General features: G+C 65.3%; 19 protein-coding genes. 11 read left to right on the forward strand and 8 right to left on the reverse strand.

The features are described 5' to 3' along the window. The first annotated feature begins 157 nt into the window (after positions 1–157). A complete protein-coding gene (locus Q1L50_RS17090) occupies positions 158–1,123 on the forward strand; it encodes a helix-turn-helix transcriptional regulator (protein WP_300341062.1) in 966 nt (321 codons plus the stop codon). 163 nt (positions 1,124–1,286) lie between these two features. Here the strand turns inward: Q1L50_RS17090 and Q1L50_RS17095 are convergent, their stop codons facing one another. From Q1L50_RS17095 to Q1L50_RS17105, 3 genes are read right to left on the reverse strand one after another with little or no spacing between them, the layout of a single operon-like run. Further along, the gene (locus Q1L50_RS17095; RefSeq protein WP_300341065.1) at positions 1,287–2,249 is read right to left on the reverse strand and encodes a hydrolase 1, exosortase A system-associated; all 963 of its coding nucleotides are present in this window, start codon (positions 2,247–2,249) and stop codon (positions 1,287–1,289) included. Further along, on the reverse strand, positions 2,246–3,067 hold the full coding sequence (locus Q1L50_RS17100; RefSeq protein WP_300341067.1) for a hydrolase 2, exosortase A system-associated: 822 nt from the start codon (positions 3,065–3,067) through the stop codon (positions 2,246–2,248). The genes Q1L50_RS17095 and Q1L50_RS17100 overlap by 4 nt, the downstream gene beginning before the upstream one ends. Positions 3,068–3,087: 20 nt before the next feature. Further along, positions 3,088–3,339 (reverse strand): acyl carrier protein, encoded by a 252-nt coding sequence (locus tag Q1L50_RS17105; RefSeq protein ID WP_300341070.1) that lies wholly within the window; start codon positions 3,337–3,339, stop codon positions 3,088–3,090. A gap of 280 nt (positions 3,340–3,619) precedes the next feature. On the opposite strand from Q1L50_RS17105, the gene Q1L50_RS17110 reads away from it, so the two are divergent. Next, complete coding sequence (locus tag Q1L50_RS17110; protein WP_300341072.1) at positions 3,620–4,129, forward strand: adenylyltransferase/cytidyltransferase family protein; 510 nt, start codon at positions 3,620–3,622, stop codon at positions 4,127–4,129. Between the two features lie 47 nt (positions 4,130–4,176). Here Q1L50_RS17110 and Q1L50_RS17115 read toward each other — a convergent pair whose 3' ends face one another. The 5 genes from Q1L50_RS17115 to Q1L50_RS17135 all read right to left on the reverse strand — a co-directional run bounded on the left by Q1L50_RS17115 (position 4,177) and on the right by Q1L50_RS17135 (position 9,731). Continuing rightward, a complete protein-coding gene (locus Q1L50_RS17115) occupies positions 4,177–5,028 on the reverse strand; it encodes an HDOD domain-containing protein (RefSeq protein WP_300341075.1) in 852 nt (283 codons plus the stop codon). A gap of 65 nt (positions 5,029–5,093) precedes the next feature. Beyond that, positions 5,094–5,495 (reverse strand): YajD family HNH nuclease, encoded by a 402-nt coding sequence (locus Q1L50_RS17120; protein WP_300341079.1) that lies wholly within the window; start codon positions 5,493–5,495, stop codon positions 5,094–5,096. 59 nt (positions 5,496–5,554) lie between these two features. Beyond that, positions 5,555–6,721, reverse strand: a complete 1,167-nt coding sequence (locus Q1L50_RS17125; protein WP_300341082.1) for an alkaline phosphatase family protein — start codon at positions 6,719–6,721, stop codon at positions 5,555–5,557. A gap of 95 nt (positions 6,722–6,816) precedes the next feature. Continuing rightward, a complete protein-coding gene (gene phaC, locus Q1L50_RS17130) occupies positions 6,817–8,667 on the reverse strand; it encodes a class I poly(R)-hydroxyalkanoic acid synthase (protein ID WP_300341085.1) in 1,851 nt (616 codons plus the stop codon). Continuing rightward, entirely contained in the window at positions 8,667–9,731 is a 1,065-nt protein-coding gene (locus Q1L50_RS17135) for an MBL fold metallo-hydrolase (RefSeq protein ID WP_300341089.1), read from the reverse strand. The genes phaC and Q1L50_RS17135 overlap by 1 nt, the downstream gene beginning before the upstream one ends. A gap of 126 nt (positions 9,732–9,857) precedes the next feature. Here Q1L50_RS17135 and Q1L50_RS17140 point away from each other — a divergent pair, with 126 nt between their 5' ends. The 9 genes from Q1L50_RS17140 to Q1L50_RS17180 all read left to right on the forward strand — a co-directional run bounded on the left by Q1L50_RS17140 (position 9,858) and on the right by Q1L50_RS17180 (position 16,805). Next, entirely contained in the window at positions 9,858–10,295 is a 438-nt protein-coding gene (locus Q1L50_RS17140) for a MerR family DNA-binding transcriptional regulator (protein WP_300341092.1), read from the forward strand. Positions 10,296–10,331: 36 nt separating this feature from the next. Further along, positions 10,332–10,781 carry a PaaI family thioesterase gene (locus Q1L50_RS17145; protein ID WP_300341095.1) on the forward strand — a complete coding sequence of 150 codons (450 nt, stop codon included), beginning with the start codon at positions 10,332–10,334 and terminating at the stop codon, positions 10,779–10,781. A gap of 23 nt (positions 10,782–10,804) precedes the next feature. After that, complete coding sequence (locus tag Q1L50_RS17150; protein WP_300341098.1) at positions 10,805–11,968, forward strand: isovaleryl-CoA dehydrogenase; 1,164 nt, start codon at positions 10,805–10,807, stop codon at positions 11,966–11,968. Between the two features lie 99 nt (positions 11,969–12,067). After that, positions 12,068–13,210 (forward strand): carbonate dehydratase, encoded by a 1,143-nt coding sequence (gene can / locus Q1L50_RS17155; protein ID WP_300341100.1) that lies wholly within the window; start codon positions 12,068–12,070, stop codon positions 13,208–13,210. Then, positions 13,211–14,167, forward strand: coding sequence for a DMT family transporter (locus Q1L50_RS17160; RefSeq protein WP_300341103.1), 957 nt, complete (start codon positions 13,211–13,213; stop codon positions 14,165–14,167). It begins immediately after the preceding gene. Then, positions 14,164–15,300, forward strand: a complete 1,137-nt coding sequence (locus Q1L50_RS17165; RefSeq protein ID WP_300341105.1) for an acyl-CoA dehydrogenase — start codon at positions 14,164–14,166, stop codon at positions 15,298–15,300. Before Q1L50_RS17160 ends, Q1L50_RS17165 begins: the two co-directional genes overlap by 4 nt. Beyond that, positions 15,297–15,752, forward strand: a complete 456-nt coding sequence (locus tag Q1L50_RS17170) for a PaaI family thioesterase (RefSeq protein ID WP_300341108.1) — start codon at positions 15,297–15,299, stop codon at positions 15,750–15,752. Before Q1L50_RS17165 ends, Q1L50_RS17170 begins: the two co-directional genes overlap by 4 nt. A 44-nt stretch (positions 15,753–15,796) precedes the next feature. Beyond that, complete coding sequence (locus tag Q1L50_RS17175; protein ID WP_300341111.1) at positions 15,797–16,357, forward strand: peroxiredoxin; 561 nt, start codon at positions 15,797–15,799, stop codon at positions 16,355–16,357. A gap of 226 nt (positions 16,358–16,583) precedes the next feature. Next, positions 16,584–16,805, forward strand: a complete 222-nt coding sequence (locus Q1L50_RS17180; RefSeq protein ID WP_300341114.1) for a hypothetical protein — start codon at positions 16,584–16,586, stop codon at positions 16,803–16,805. Positions 16,806–16,935: the final 130 nt, after the last annotated feature.

Consider the following 16,935-nt stretch of genomic DNA (forward strand, 5'->3'; position numbering starts at 1 on the left):
TTTCTGCGCATGTTCAACCAGTTGGCTGAACAAGCCGGGGACTTCGGCGATGCCAGCAGCCGATCTGCGGGGCGCTGTGGCACAAAGCCTGTAAAGGTTTTCCGTGATGCAAATGCACTATTGGTGAGGCGCCGCCTTGTCGTGCACAATGCGTCGCATGTTGATGCTTGACGCGCATGCGCTGAACAAGGTGATCCTGGGTTTTTACCGTGAGGGGCGCGAGGTGCCGCTGGCCAGTTTTCAGGAGTGGGCGCTGGAGCAGATCCAGTCGCTGATTGCCTTCGAGTCAGCGTGGTGGGGCAACGCGGCGGCGGACCCGCCCGAACTGCACGAAATCCATCTTCACAATTGCGACCAGGGCATCCTGGACGAATACCCGCATTACCTCGAACAGGATTTCTTTCGCGCGGCCTTGATCGCCTCGCCGGGGGTCTCGGTCAACATGAGCGACCTGACGACACGGGCGCGCTACGTGCGGACACCGCTATATCGGGAACTGGGGCGGCGCTTCAAGGTGGAGTGGTCGCTGGGAACGCTGCTGATCGAGCCGACTTCGTCGCTATACGAGTTCCTGACGGTCTGGCGGCACGACCGTAAGCGTCCGTTTTCGGAAGCCGAGCGCCAGACCAAGGAGCTGCTGATGCCGCACCTCGCGGAAACGCACCGCACCGTGCGGCTGCGCCACGTACTTAAAGTTCCAGGCCCGCCGAACAGGGAGTGGGCTTTGGTTGACATTCGAGGCTTCCTGCGCGAAGCGTCGCCGGCTTTCGTCAGCCGCCTGCGGCAACAGTGGCCGGCGTGGAGCGGCAGCCGCCTGCCGGAGCCGCTGGCGTCGCTGGTCGGGGCGGGCCCGGTCGATGCGGCGGCTGCGGCGCAATTCGATGTCACCGACTGCGGGCAATTGCGTTACCTCTCTGGAAAGTCGGCAGGAGCTCTCGGGCAGCTGTCGGCGCGCGAGCGCGAAATCGCCGTCCGCTATGCGCGCGGCGAAACCTATTCGGCAATCGCCGCCGCCTTGTCGCTGTCGCCACCGACCGTGCGCAATCACATCGCGCACTGCTTTCGCAAGCTGGCGGTGAACAACAAGGTCGAGCTGGTGCGGCGACTGGAGGCCAAAGAGTGACCAGCGTGTAACCGGAGCGTGACCTGACTTCTGGCTGCTCTTGCGTCGCTGCGCTGCTGTTTGTCGTGCTTGCTCGCCTGCCGCCGCTCTTGGCGGCTGCCAGCCGTTCCGCTCCCTGTGGAACGAACAGGCCTCGTCGGCCGCCTTCCGCAGACAATCGCCGTCACGCCTCCGACAGGGTATCGAGCCAGTTCAGGGTGGCTTCCTCAACCTGCGTACGCAGCGCCCGCGACGAGAAGGTGTGATCCGCATCGGCAAGGTCGACCCGTCGCAGTCTGGCGGCTTCGAGCAGGCCCGACCAGCCAGGATCGCCGGCAGCGAACTCGAGAAACTCCTTCGCCGTGTAGTCCTGGCCGCTGAGGACCAGCAGCAGCTGCCCGGGGAACTGCTGCCAGCCTTCCGCCATGCGATCCTGGAAAGCGCGCGCCGCGTCAGCCTTGCCACGGGCAGCCGAGCGACGCGCCGCCAGCGCGTCCCCGAGCAGCCCGGAGATCGCTTTCAGGACCTGCATCCTGCCGCTGAGCAGTTTGCGCCAGAACTCGCCCTGCAGCAGACGCTGGCCGTAATAATGCTTGATATGCGTCTGTGCCAGGCTGGCTTCGGAGCGCACCCATGGGTTGAGCAAGGCCAGCCCGGCGACCCGTGGATCAGCGGTGGCCTGAACGTATAACAGGGCCGCCGACGCCGCATCGCACAGCCCCCAGAGGACTATCCGCTGCACCGCTGGGCAGGCGCGCTGCAACGCGTCGATGGCGGCGCCGATGTCCGCCGAGACTTCCTCGAAGCTGCGCATCGCGCCACTGGCGTCACCCATGCCGCGGTAGTCGAAGCGCATTGCCGGGTATCCGGCGGCGGCCAGCCGGCGCGACAGCAACAGGAACTGCCGGTGACTCCCGGCCCGGTATTGCGGACCGCCGACGACAATCAGCACCCCGCAAGCGGCGTGGCGGTCGCCGTTGGCGGTATCTTCCTCGACGCCTGCTCCGCTCGCCGGCGACGGCTGTGACACTCTGGATCTGGCGCCGGTGTCGCGATGCCTCGCGTGCAGTGCTTGCGGCCAGGCAACGATCGCCGGCAGGAGTTCGCCGGCACAGGGGAGCAGCAGAGCCTCCTCGACGACATTCATCGCGGGCCGCTGGCGGAGATCGCCTGGATACTAGCCTCGAGCAGCGCCGGGCACTCGCTGATTTCGGTGGTCTGCCAGAATGGGGGGCCGCTCACCGCCGTCCCGCGGGCTTGTTGCCCGGCCGCCAGCCACTGCGTCAGGCGCGCGACGGCGGCCGGCGACAGGCCGGGATCGGGCCGGCTGGAAATTTCGAGCCATTCGACACGGCCGGTGCGGGGGGGAAGCAGCAACTCTGCCTGCTCGAGCCCACTGGCCAATAAAGGCGACAGCAGATAGCCGGCGACCTCCACCGCCTCACCTTGCCGCAGTTGGCTGCGCAGCCGCTCCATGACGCCCTTGCCATCGCTGGCGAGCATCTCGGCGGCCATCTTCAGGCGCAGAAACTGCTGCAGGAACTGCTTTCCCGATACGACCGGCTGCCAGAAGAGCAGGTTGACCGGACGCTCCAGCCGCTGCGCCGTCTCGTTGGCCAGCAGGCAGCCGGCGCGTTGACCCCATAACCACAGTGGTGCAGCCGTCCGCTGCTGCAGCCAGTCGCAGGCGAGCCTGACGTCTGCCAACCAGGCCTCCCAGGTGGCATCGCCGAAATCGCCCGCACTGTCGCCACAGCCCAGCAGGTCGATCTGCAGCACGGCATAGCCAGCGGCGGCCATCGCTCTCGCCTGCAGGGCTGCCATGCGCCGGGACTTGTTGAGTTCCTCGGCAAAGGGGTGCACGTAAACGACGGCGCCGCGCGGCGTCGCCAGGGCGTCCGGCATGTGCAGCAGGGCAAAGCGCTGGCCGGTCGAGGCTGGCAGGAAGAAGGCTTCAAGCGACACGACGGTACTCAGATCGGTACTCAGATGGCCAGTTTGCCTTGCACGAAGTCGACCAGCGAAGCCAGCGAAGCAAATACCGTGCCATCGATCTCGTCGTCATCGACGGTAAACCCGAAACGCTCCTCCAGGGTAGTGATCAGCGCCACCACGGCCATTGAATCGAGTTCCGGAAGCGCTCCGAGTAGTGGGGTGTCCGGGGTAAATCGGCCGGCTCGGCCCTTGAGGCTCAGGACCTCGTCAAGAACCGCGACCACCTCGCTGTTGATGTCCATCTCGTCTCCTGTAACGGGAATTCTCCCGGATGCCGCACGCCCGCCCCGCTGGCGGTGGCCGAATGAGCCGCGATTATACCGAGTCGCTGCCTTGCCCTCCGTGAGATCGGTCACGGCGACGCGGCAGTGGCCGACCCTGATCGTTCGGTGGCTTGTTGCTCAGGCTGGCAGGTGCGAGACTGCGATCTCTCGCCGAGCAATCGGAACTGTGCTGGCGGCTCAGGCGCTGGCCGCCACGGCAACGGCGCAAGCCCGCCTCTGGAACGTAGTGGAGTTAAACATGGCTGACCCTGCCCCCCTGGCAAGCACCGGCTTGCCCTCTTTTGAAAGCAAGATCGTTCCGCCGGAGCAACTCGCCGATCGCGTCGTCGGGGTGGCGCGGCCGCTGGTGTTCAGCAATGGTTGCTTCGACATCGTACACCGCGGCCACGTAACGCTGCTGGCTCAGGCCCGCAGCCTCGGTGCGGCGCTGATCGTCGCGGTCAACTCGGACGCCTCGGTCAAACGCCTCGGCAAGGGTGACGATCGTCCGGTGAATTCGCTGGCTGACCGTCTGGCGTTGATCGCTGCCCTGGAAGCGGTGACTCTGGTGACCTGGTTCGATGAGGATACGCCGCTGCAGCGGATTCTGGATTGCCGGCCTGAGGTGCTGGTCAAGGGAGGCGACTGGCCGGTCGAGCAGATCGTCGGTAACCGCGAAGTGCGCGGCTGGGGTGGCCGCGTCTGGTCATTGCCGTTCATCCACCAGACCTCGACCAGCGCTTTGCTCGACAAGATCCGGCGGCTGTAGCGCGGCTCGGGTGGCGCCTTGTTGTCGAGGCCGCTGCCACCGGTGCGTCAGGTGGCGCCCAGGGCGTTCTTCAGCGAGGCCAGGTCGTCGGCCGACTCGGCGAGCAGCGTGGTGATCGCATCGGCGTCGAACAGTTGCGACAGCAGCGTCGTATCCACCCGATCGGCGAGTTCCGGATCGCGCCACGGATGTTCCAGGTTGGCCAGCTTGTTGGCGACCAGCAGGACGTCGGCCAACGTCTTCAGGCTTTCCACCGGACGGTCGGTCTCGTGCGTTTGAACAACCAGCAGCAGTTCCTCGGGTAGCCCCATCGCGGCCAGCAGGGCGTGCCCGATCTCGGCGTGCCATTGCACCAGCAACTGGTGCAATTCGCTCGGCTCGGCGATCAGTTCCGGGAACGAGGCCGCCCGTGAGAGCAGGTAGAAGACGCCGATGTCGTGAATCAGCCCGGCAAACATTGCCTCGTCCGGAGCGACGCGGGTCGCCTTGCGCGCGAGGAGGCGGCTCAGCGCCGCGACGTGCATGGTGTGCTGCCAAAGGCGCCGCGACACGGCCGCGAATGGCGCCATCTTCTTCGAGGCGAGGAGTTGCTCCATGGCCACCGCGAACGAGACGCTGCGCACCGCTTCCATGCCGGTCCGGGCGATCGCCGCATTGACATCGACGATCGCGCGTCCGGAGCGGTTCAGCGTTACCGAGTTGGCCAGGCGGATGATCCTGGTGCTCATCAAGGGCTCGGCGCCGACCAGGGTCGCCAGCTCCTCGATCGTCAGATCGGGCTTCTTGAGCGCCGTCCTGACCCGGAAGGTGATGTCCAGGAAGGTCGGGAAGTTGACCACTTCGCCGGAGAGGTCGCGGGCGATGTCTTGCAGGATGCGGAAGCTGATGTCGTTGGCCATTGGTTTCGGGTCTCATGCACGATTGACGACCGCACCAGGCCTGCCGCCTGGCCAGCCGGGAGCAGTCATTGCTGCCTGCCTTTCAAAAGATCCTTGAGGTTGGCGAAGGGCTGCGCCGTCGCTAACGGCCTGTTCGCCGAGCCCGACGAGTTGATGCCGGCCTGGCGGGCGGCTTCGGCGTCAAGTTGCCGCGAGTGTTCGTTATCGTGGCAGTAGAGGCAGAGCAACTCCCAGTTGCTGCCGTCGCTCGGGTTGTTGTCGTGATTGTGGTCACGGTGATGAACGGTCAACTCGCGCAGGTTCTGGTGGGTGAACTCGCGGCTGCAGCGTCCACAGATCCACGGGTAGATCTTCAAGGCCTGTTCGCGATAGCCGGCCTCACGGGTCTGCCGGTGGCGGACGGCGTCGGCGATCAGGCGATCGGTGCGGGCACTCTTGGCGTTGTTGCCGGGATTGTCTATGGCCATTTGTGGGTCTCCTGATGGAACGTGTGTCGGGTTTCTTCCGCTGCGGCGATGCTCGCAGGCTAGACGCGCAGCGCGATCAGTGGCACGCGCATCTCGTTACTGCTGATGCCGCCGTGGACGCCGAGCATCGTGTAGCGCTTTTCTTCCGGCAGCCAGTCCTTGATCGTCCAGTTGTCCTTCATCAGCAGCGTGTAGTCGCCGACTCGCGTCGACAGGCGTGGATGGTAGGGTGCAGGCCCGAACCAGCCGGCGGCGATCAGCTGGTCGCTGCGGTAGAGATGACAGGCGCGGCCGAAATGGCGGCGTACGTAGGCCTCGAAAGCCGGTCGATTGGCAGCTGCGACGTAGCAGTAGGCGACGCGACGCTCGCCGCACAGCGGCCGCAGCAGGAGTGCCGCGAGTTGCGGATGGTCGTCGAGATCAATCACTCGCCGGCCCGGCGAATCGATGAAGCCGTGATCGGCGGTGACCAGCAGCCAGCTGTCGCTGCCGCGCAGCTGGCGCACCAGCTCGCCGAAATGGGCGTCGAAGCCGGCCAGTGCCTGTAGCGCTTGCCGGCTGTCGGTTCCGTAGTGGTGCGAACAGGCGTCGAGGTCGGGATAGTAGGCATAGACGTAGCGCGGCGCGACTGCTTCCTGCAGCACAGCGGCGATGCCGGCGAACATTCCGGGCAGTGTCCGGTAGGCCATGCTCTGCGCGCCGCGCGAGTGCCAGGCGTTGAAGGTGCTGCCGGCAATGCTTTGCGGCGCGACCACCCAGGACTCGCGGTCGAGCGTCTGAAAGAGCGACGGATGCTCGAACAGCCGGGGCGGCAACTGCTCGGGGAGCAGGCGCGGCGGACCGGTACGCGGCGTCAGCGGCAGGATGGCCAGCGTCTGGTCGATTTCGTCGAGGTGCATGTGCCAGCCGGTCAGGCCGTGCTGCGCCGGGGCCAGGCCGGTCATGAAGGTGGTGATTGCGCTGGCGGTCGTCGACGGGAACACCGAGGTCATGCTGCCGAGCAGGTGGCCCTGCAGCCGCGGGCTGACGCCGTGGCGGCTGAGGGTGCGCAGGCCGAGCCCATCGATCACTATCAGCAAGACATGCCGCGCCCTGGCCAACTGCGCCGCCGACAGCAGATGCAGCTGAGGGTAGCGGGCATGCGTACTGCCGCAGGCGCTGGCGATACTCTGCATCAGATTGACGATACCGCCGCCGCTGTAGTCCGGGACCAGGGTCGAACTCATGATCGAATCATTCTACGCCAAGCGATCGCGGACCGTGACGCGGCCCGGGTTGATCGACGAGAGGGCCGCTGGCGTCGTGGCGTCCGACGGGGTAATCAGCGCCTGGCCGTCGGCGTCGCCGCCGGCGGGTCGGGGCGGTCGGTGACGTAGCCGCCCGGGGCATCCTCAATGACCTTGAGCGCGTGGTCACCGGGGTGCCGCGCGCCGACCAGGGTGTTGCCGTCGGGCTGCGCCAGCAGCCATTGCAGCCAGTCGTCCCACCATGACCCGGGATGGCGAACGGCGTTGCTCAGGAAGTCGTCGGCGTTCTCGGGGAGGGCTTCGCTGGTCCAGTAGTCATGGCGCCCGGCTGACGGCGGATTGACGACGCCGCCGATGTGGCCGGAGCCGCCGAGAACAAACCGGGCTGGCCCACGCGGCAGGTGGGCACCGCGGTAGCAGCTCTTCCACGGCGAAATATGGTCTTCGATGGTCGCCAGGAAGTAGCACGGCAGGCTGATCCGGGAGACGTCGATGTCTACGCCGGCCAGGGCGATGCCGCCTTTCTGCACCAGCCGGTTGGCCCGGTAGAAGTTGTCCACGAAGAAGCGCTGCAGCGTCGCCGGCGTGCGCGTCGCGTCGGCGTTCCAGAACAGCAGTTCGCTCGGGAAGGGATCCTTGCCGAGCAGGTACTGGTTGACCACGAAAGACCAGATCAGGTCGTTGGCGTGCAGCATCGTCGAAGTGGCCGCGGCTGCCCGACTGTCGGGGTCGCCGTTGGCGGCCAGCGGCCCGGTGGCGCCGAGGTCGCGGTGCTGGCTGGCAAGGGCGCCGGGTTCGGCCAGTTCGCCGGGCTCCGAAAAGTCGATCAGGGTGGTCAGGAAGGTCGCCGACGCCGCACGCTGGTCGCGCCGGGCGGCCATCCAGGCGAGGGTGGCGACCAACAGCGTGCCGCCGAGGCAGTAGGCGAGGAGATCGATCTTCTTCTCGCCGGTTGCCTGTTCGACAGCGTCGATCGCCGCCAGCGTTCCCTCGACCAGGTAGTCTTCGAAGCTCTTGTGCGACAGCTGCTGGTTGGTGTTCGCCCAGCTGATGATGAAGGTCGTGAAGCCCTGCCTGGTAATCCACTTGACGAAGGAATTGTCCTCGCGCAGGTCAAGCAGGTAGTACTTGTTGATCCACGGAGGAACGATCAGCAAGGGTTTCCGGCACTGGTGGGTGCCTGCCGGCTGGTACTGGATCAACTGCAGCAGCTCGTTCTGGAAGACCACCTTGCCCGGCGTCGCCGCCAGGTCCTTGCCGAGGCGGAAAGCGCTGCTCCCGGCAATCGGCGCGCGCGGCTTGCCGTCGCCGCTTTCCAGGTCCTTGAGCAGGTTCTTCAGGCCCTTGAGCAAGTTCTTGCCCTTGCTCCTGGCGGTTTCGCGCAGCACTTCCGGGTTGGTCAGCGCGAAGTTGGTCGGCGAGAGGGCGTCGATGCACTGGCGGGTGAGCTGATTCACCCTGCGCTGCGTCGCGTCGTCGAGTCCTTCCGCCCTGGCCACGGTCTGGTGCAGGTGGCGAGCGCTGATCAGGTAGGACTGCTTGATGAAGTCGAACAGGAAGTTCTCCTCCCAGGCCTCGTCGGTGAAGCGCTGGTCGCTCTGGTCGGGGCTGGCCACCGCGGCGCAGGGAACGCCCATCAGTCGCAGGGTGGTCTGCTGCCACAGCCGGAAATGGTCGCGCATCATCGCCATCTGTGCCTGCGCCAGGCGGTAGGGGCTGGCCAATAGCCGCGCCGAGAGATCCATGAAGGCCCTGGCGCCCTCGAGTTCGTCGCTGGGAAACCAGATGCCTTTCCTGGCCGTCTTCTTGATGTGCTGACGCAGCAGCCGTGAGGCGCGCTGCGCGACCTCGACGTAGCTGTTGGCCAGCTCCGCGGGCTCGGGCAGCGACCGTTTCAGCCCAACCTCCCGCGCCGGCGAGACCATCACCGGCCGCCAGTGCCGGGTGCCCCGGCGGTGCCCCGCATGCTGACAAAGCGGATCAGGCCGTGCTGGTCCTCGATACGCCGCAGCCGGCCGGCGTGTTCGAGCCGGTTGAGATGGGCGATCGCTTCGCCCATGGCGAACATCGTCTGATGCGTGTCGAGATCCCTGGGGAAGAGGGTGATCAGCAACTCTGCGGCGCTGCGCGGACTGACGCACGCTTCTTCGAGAACCAGCAAGCGCTCGTCGTGGTGCGCGTGCAGGGCATTGACCCGTTGCTCGATACCGTGGAAGGGCAGGCCATGCGAAGGCAGCACCAGCGTTTCGAGAGGCAGTTCACGGTAGCGGTCGATCGAATGCAGGAAGTCGGCCAGTGAATCGGCCATCGGAGTGACCGCAAAGACGCTGATGTTGGTCGAAATCTTGGGCAGCAGCATGTCGCCGGAAATCAGCACCCCGAGGTCGGGGCTGTACAGCGCGGCGTGTTCGGGTGAGTGGCCGAAGCCGACGCGGACGCGCCAACGATGCTCGCCAATGGTCAGCTCGTCGCCGGCAAACAGGCGCTGGTAAGTGGTCGGCAGCGTCGGTACGCCGCGGTTGTAGCCACCGCTGCGGCGTTCGAGCGCCGTACAGCGCTCGGCGTCGAGGCCGTGCGCGCGAAACTGCCGAAGCATCGGCTGATTGCCATGGCCGCCGACTTCGTGCCAGACGGCGTGCGCCGTCAGGTACTCGCCGAGCGTCATGTGCACCGGCGCGCCGGTCTGTTCCTGCAGCCAGGCCGCAAGACCGAGATGGTCGGGGTGGAAATGGGTGACGATGATCCGCGAGATGCGCCCGCCGTGCGCGGTCGTCGCCAGCCGCGAAAGGATTTTCTGCCAGCACTCCTTGACCGTATCGAGGGCAAAACCGGTGTCGACGATGGTCCAGCCGGCGTCGTCCTCGAGCAGCCAGAGGTTGATGTGGTTCAGCGCAAAGGGCAGCGGCATGCGCAGCCAGTGGATGCCGGGAGCGACCTCGAAGGTCTCTCCGGCGGCGGGCGGGGCAGCAAACGGGTAGTCGGGCAGCATTCTTCGATGGATTGTAAAAACGTCTGAAATCTATTAACTTGCCGGCGCAGGGGGGTGGCTATTGCCGGCCTCTGCAGCGAAGCATTCTACACGGATACACCTCATCCGCTTCCGGACAGCGCCGCCGTGGAACAGCAAAGCACAACCTTCAGCATTTCCGATCTGGCGCGCGAGTTCCAGATCACGCCGCGGACGATACGTTTCTACGAGGATCAGGGCCTGCTGTCGCCGCGCCGCGAAGGGCGAACCCGCGTCTTCACGCGCCGCGACCGGACGCGCCTGAAGCTCGCTCTGCGTGGCAAGCGGCTCGGCTTCAGCCTGGCCGAGATCGCCTACCTGATCGGGATGTACGACACGGCACGCGACCAGAACACCCAATTGACCGAGTTCCTCAACGGCCTGCAACAGCGCAAGGCGGCGCTGTTGCAGCAGCGCGAGGACATCGAAGCGGTATTGAAGGACGTCTGCGAGTTTGAACAGCAATGCCGGGAGCTGTTGTCGGCGCGCGCCGCAAGTCAAGCGGCGAACGCGGACGAGGTCGCGTTATCGGGCCGGCAAAAATAGTTGACGTTTACGTCAACGTCAATTTAAATGGTGGCCATGCACAGAGTCCAGGATCCCGATTTTGCCGAACGCGTCCGCGCCAGCTTCGAGCGCCAGCCGGCGATGCGGCTGATTGGCGCCAGCATGCCGGTGATCGAGCCTGGCTACACCGAGATCCACCTGCCGCATGCGCCGGAAATCACGCAGCAGCACGGCTACATCCATGGCGGGGTGGTCGGCATGATCGCCGATTCGGCGGCCGGCTTCGCCGCCAGTACGCTGACCACGGCCGAGACCGGCGTGTTGACCGTCGAGTACAAGCTCAACCTGCTGGCGCCGGCTGACGGCCAGTTGCTGATCGCCGAGGGTTCGGTGGTCCGCTACGGACGGACGCTGATCGTCACGCGGGCCGAGGTGTTTGCGGTGCACCACGGCCGGAAGATACTGTGTGCGCTGATGCAGCAGACGATCATGGCCGTACACGGCAAGCACGAACATCCGCGCTAGACCCCACCCAAGGAGCGAGAGAGATGGAATATCCGAGCCTCGGTTTTGCCCATGGCGAAACCATCGACATGCTGCGCGAGAGCGTTCGCAGCTTTGCCGCCGACGAGATCGCACCGCGTGCCGAAGCCATCGACCGCGACAACCTGTTCCCCGCCGATCTGTGGAAGAAGTTCGGCGACATGGGCTTGCTCGGGATGACCGTCGAAGAGGAGTATGGTGGCACCGGCCTCGGCTATCTCGCGCACATCGTCGCCATGGAGGAGATTTCGCGCGCTTCGGCGAGCGTCGCGCTGTCCTACGGTGCGCACTCGAACCTCTGCGTCAATCAGATTCGCCGTAACGGCAACGCCGCCCAGCGCGAGAAATACCTGCCCAGGCTGATCTCCGGCGAGCACGTCGGCGCGCTGGCGATGTCCGAAGCCAACGCCGGTTCGGACGTCGTCAGCATGAAGCTGCGCGCCGAACCCAGAGGCGACCGCTTCGTCCTCAACGGGGGCAAGATGTGGATCACCAACGGCGGAGACGCCGATGTTCTGGTGGTCTATGCCAAGACCGACATCGCCGCCGGCGCCAGAGGAATCAGCGCGCTGATCGTCGAGAAAGGAATGAAGGGCTTCTCCTGCGGTTCCAAGCTCGACAAGCTGGGAATGCGTGGGTCGAACACCTACCCACTGTTCTTCGACGACTGCGAAGTGCCGGCGGAGAATGTCCTCGGCCAGCTCAACGGCGGCGTTCGCGTGCTGATGAGCGGCCTCGACTACGAGCGTGCGGTCCTCGCCGGCGGCCCACTGGGGATCATGGCCGCGGCAATGGACCTGACGCTGCCCTACCTGCACGATCGCCAGCAGTTTGGCCAGTCGATCGGCGAATTTCAGTTGATGCAGGGCAAGGTCGCAGACATGTACACCACCTTCAACGTTTGCCGCGCCTACGTCTATGCCGTCGGTCAGGCCTGCGATCGCGGCGAGACGACGCGCAAGGACGCTGCCGGCGCGATTCTCTACGCCGCCGAAAAGGCCACCTGGATGGCCGGCGAGGCGATCCAGACGCTCGGCGGCAATGGCTACATCAACGAGTATCCGGCGGGCCGCCTGTGGCGCGACGCCAAGCTTTACGAGATCGGCGCCGGAACCTCCGAAATCCGCCGCATGCTGATCGGCCGCGAACTATTTACCGACACCCTGTAAAGCGCCCTAAACTGGACGCGGCGTCGCGGCGGCCCGGTTCCGACTGCGCGCCATATACAGGCCACCAACTCATTTTGTGACTCTTTTCTTGGGATGATCATGACCGCCACTTTGCACACCCTCGGCGTTGACGACACGAAAGCCCTCGAACACGTTCGTCAGTTCTTTCGCAACTACGCAGCCTGGCTGGGCGTCGACCTGTCATTCCAGGGGTTTGAAGAAGAGATGGCTTCGCTGCCCGGCGCCTACGCAGCGCCGGCCGGCCGCCTGTTCTACGCCGAGCGCAACGGCCAGCCGGCCGGTTGTGTCGGCCTTCGACCCTTCTCGGCGGGTTTGTGCGAGATGAAGCGGCTGTACGTCGAACCCAAGCACCGCGGCTTCGAACTGGGTCGCGATCTGGCTCTGGCGGCGATCAAGGCGGCCAAGGAAATCGGTTATCGGAAGCTGCTCCTGGACACCCTGCCGGCAATGCGCGTGGCGGTGAAGCTGTACCGCGAACTGGGCTTCAAGGAAGCGCCGGCCTACTACCAGACACCGCTGGAAGGAACCATGTTTCTCGCTCTCGACCTGGAGAACTGGTCCGAGGAAGAGGTCGCCAACGAGAACCTGTTTCATCTCTTCGACTTCAACCGCGCCTGGTCGGGTCGCATGCAGGAGGGCGACCCGGAGTATTTCCGCAGGTTGTCGCAACTGCAGACGCCGGAATACCTGTGGATCGGCTGCTCGGATTCGCGGGTGCCGGCCAACGAGATCGTTGGTCTGCTGCCAGGCGAGATCTTCGTTCATCGCAACGTCGCCAATGTCGTCGTCCATACCGATCTCAACTGCCTGTCGGTGATCCAGTTTGCGGTCGATGCGCTCAAGGTCAGACACGTCATGGTCGTCGGGCACTACGGCTGCGGTGGCGTCAAGGCAGCGCTCAATCGTGACCGGGTGGGGCTGGTCGATATCTGGCTGCGGCACGTGCGCGACGTGCACGACAAGCATCTGGCGCAGGTCGATTGCCTGCCGCCGGAGCGGCGCCACGATCGCCTGTGCGAGCTCAACGTCCTCGAACAGGTGGCCAACGTCTGCCAGACCTTTGTCATTCAGGATGCCTGGCAGCGCGGTCAGCCGCTGACCGTGCACGGCTGGATCTACGGCCTGGCGGATGGCCTGATGCGCGACCTGGGGTTCACCGTACACCGCACCGAAGACCTGCTGCCGAGCTACCTAGCCGCGCTGGAAGCGCTCGAGTCCTGAGTGGCGGCGTCCTTGCCGGCCGTGTCGGAGGCTGCGGTCGCCTCACCGGCGACCTACGCCAAGCTGCTGGCGACCGCCTTGCTCTGGGGAGCGACCTGGATCGCGGCGCGTGTGGCGGTCAGCGAAGCGTCGCCGCTGGCTGTCGCCAGCTGGCGTTTCCTGCTCGCGGCGCTGGTTCTCGGAACGCTGCTGGTGGTCCGTGAAGGCTGGCCGCGATGGTCGCTCGACGAGTGGCTGACGCTCGCCGCGCTGGGCGCCAGCGGGATTTTCTTCTACAACGTCTGCTTTCTTTACGGCATGACCATGATCCAGGCCGGCCGCGGCGCACTGGTCGTGGCGCTGACGCCGGCGCTGATTGCCGCCAGCGACTGGCTGCTGTTCAATGCGCCGATGTCGCCGGGCAAGGCCGGCGGGATCGGTCTGGCGGCCTTCGGCTGCGTGCTGGTGGTCACCAACGGCGACCCCTACCGGCTATTCGCCGGCGAGGTCGGCCTTGGCGAATGGCTGATCGTCGGCTGTGCCGCGCTGTGGGCGATCTACACCTTCGTCGGGCGGCGGGGCACGCGCTCGCTGTCGCCGCTGGCGATGACCTTCGGCGCCAGCGTCACTGGCTGGTTGATGCTGACCCTGGCGGCGCTGCTGCAGGGTTCGCTGTTCGCGATGGCGGCAACCACCTGGCGTGGCTGGAGTGCGATCGTCTTCCTCGGATTGTTTGGCACGGCGCTGGCTTTCACCTGGTACGCCGAAGCCGTGCAGCGCATCGGCGCGACACGCTCGGCGGCATTCATCAATCTGGTGCCGGTCAGCGCCGTCATTCTCGGTGCCCTGGTGCTCGGCGAGCGGCTCGATGTCGCGGTGCTGGCCGGCGGCGCGCTGGTGATCACCGGCGTTTTCATCACCAATCGAGCTGGCGCGCGACTGGCCGCCGCTACCTACCGCAAGGAGAACACCGCATGATCTTGACTCAGGAACAGGAAATGATTCGTGACTCGCTGCGCGATTTCGCGCAGGAGCGTCTGGCGCCCTTCGCCGGCGAGTGGGACCGCAACCACACCTTCCCGGCCGACGCGCTGCGCGAGCTTGGCGAACTCGGCGCGCTCGGGATGGTCGTTCCCGAACAATGGGGTGGCGCCGGCATGGACTACATGTCGCTGGTGCTGGTGATCGAGGAAATCGCCGCTGGCGACGGCGCCACTTCGACGATTGTCAGCGTCCAGAACTCGCTGGCCTGCGGGATCACCATGAAGTACGGCACCGACGAGCAGAAGGAAACCTGGCTGAAGCCGCTGGCCCGTGGCGAAATGCTCGGCTGCTTTTGCCTCACCGAGCCGCATACCGGCTCCGACGCCGCGGCGATTACCACCCGCGCCGACCGCGATGGCGATCATTTCGTCCTCAACGGCGTCAAGCAGTTCATCACCACCGGCAAGTACGGGCAGGTGGCGATCGTTTTCGCGGTCACCGACAAGGCCGCCGGCAAGAAGGGCATCTCGTGCTTCCTGGTGCCGACCGACACGCCCGGCTACATCGTCGCCCGCATCGAAGAGAAGATGGGCCAGCGCGCCTCCGATACCGCGCAGATCCTGTTCGAGAACTGTCGCATTCCGGCGTCGTGCCTGCTCGGCAGCGAAGGCGATGGCTACCGGATCGCCCTGTCGAACCTCGAAGCCGGCCGGATCGGCATCGCCGCGCAATCGGTCGGCATGGCGCGCGCCGCCTTCGAAGTGGCAGTGCAGTACGCCAAGGACCGCGAAACCTTCGGCAAGCCGATCATCGAACATCAGGCGGTGAGTTTCCGCCTCGCCGACATGGCCACCCAGATCGACGCCGCGCGGCTGCTGGTCTGGCGTGCTGCAACCTTCAAGGACGCCGGCAAGCCTTGCCTCAAGGAGGCGTCGATGGCCAAGATGTTCGCCTCCGAAATGGCCGAAAAAGTCTGTTCGGATGCCATCCAGATTCTCGGCGGCTACGGCTACGTCAGCGACTTCCCGGTCGAGCGGATCTACCGCGACGTGCGCGTCTGTCAGATCTACGAGGGCGCCAACGACATCCAGCGGCTGGTGATCGGCCGCGCGGTTGCCGACGCATGAGCCAGTACGCGCTACGGCCGGAGGCCAATACCGACTGGCTCAACGCCCTCTCACCGGGGCATCTGCCTGGCTGGCTGGGGATGGAAGTGCTGGCCATCGAAGCCGGCCGGCTGCGCGCCAGCCTGCTGATCCGCCCCGAGATGCTGGCGCCGAACGGCTTTCTGCACGCCGCGACGGTCGTTGCCCTGGCCGACACCGCCGCCGGTTACGCGACCTTTGCGCATCTGCCGGTCGGCGCCGAGGGTTTCACGACCATCGAGTTGAAGACCAATTTTTTCGGAACGCTGACCGAAGGGCTGTTGCTGTGCGAAGCTACGGCGGTGCACTGCGGTCGCACGACGCAGGTCTGGGATGCCGAAGTGAGCAGCGAAGACGGTCGCCGCCTGGCCTTGTTCCGGTGTACACAGATGGTCCTGTGGCCGAGGGCCGCTCCGGCACCGGCGGGCCCCTGACGCCGGCGCGAAGTACACTAGCATTCGACCAATGGGGGATCCGCATGGCTCAGGACTTCTTTCCGCTGCCAAACGACTTGCCGGCGCCGATCGACGACGGTGCGGCAGCACACCTGACGGGTTGTGCTCTGCCCGATCTGGTCCTGCAGAGCACCGATGGTTCGTCGGTCAACCTGGCCGGGCTGCGCGGCCGGTGGGTGGTCTATGTCTATCCGATGACCGGGCGGCCGGGCGTCGCCTTGCCTGACGGCTGGGACGGGATCCCGGGCGCGCGCGGCTGCACGCCGCAGGCCTGCGGTTTTCGCGACCACTTCGACGAACTTGCAGCGCTGGGTACCGGTATCTTCGGGCTAAGCTCTCAGACCACCGAATATCAGCGCGAAGTGCGCGATCGCTTGCACTTGCCGTTCGAACTGCTCAGCGACAGCGCGCTGCGACTGGCGACGGTGCTCGGGTTACCGAGCTTCGAGGTGGCGGGAATGAACCTGTTCAAACGGGTAACGCTGATTGCCAACAATGGGGGAATCGCAAAGGCGTTCTACCCGGTCTTTCCGCCGGATCGAAATGCCGACGAGGTTGTGCGCTGGCTGCGAGAGAATGACTGAGCTTGAACTTTCATCGAGCCGCGGGGATCACCCGGGTAGAACTCCGAATGGCGCGCTCGGCGGGAGTTGGACAGCACTGCCTGGCCAGGCATGGAAGGGATTTCCCGGCAGCGAAACTCGGTTCTCCGACACAGCCGCCCCGAATACATCCAGTCGTTTGGGCAACCCAGAGTCTCTCGGCGACTGCCATCTGCATGGTCAACCGCGACAGGATGGGAGACGCACCATGAGCCGAGATCAGGATCCACGGCAGCGCTGGTGGCTATCCTTCGGCTACGGTGGCAAGAAGGCGCCCAAGGAAACGTGGCGCTACTGGCCAACGAAGAATAGAAAGGAGTGGGTTGTCTCCACGCCGCAAGAACTTGTCGAGTCCATGCACAAGGACAAAGGCGTCTGGTATGAGGGCACGAAGATTGCGAGCGGAGCGACTCAGTGGCAAGCGATTTAGAGCGCCCTAGCAGCCTGTCGGACTTTCCCGGCGCCAGATCCATATATGATATAATCATGCCTCTTCGAACCATCGAGTCGTCGCATGTCAAACTTTATCGTCGCTGACCGCCAGACGGCCTATCTGCTAC

The sequence above is a fragment of the Accumulibacter sp. genome, assembly GCF_029255145.1.
GTDB lineage: Bacteria > Pseudomonadota > Gammaproteobacteria > Burkholderiales > Rhodocyclaceae > Accumulibacter.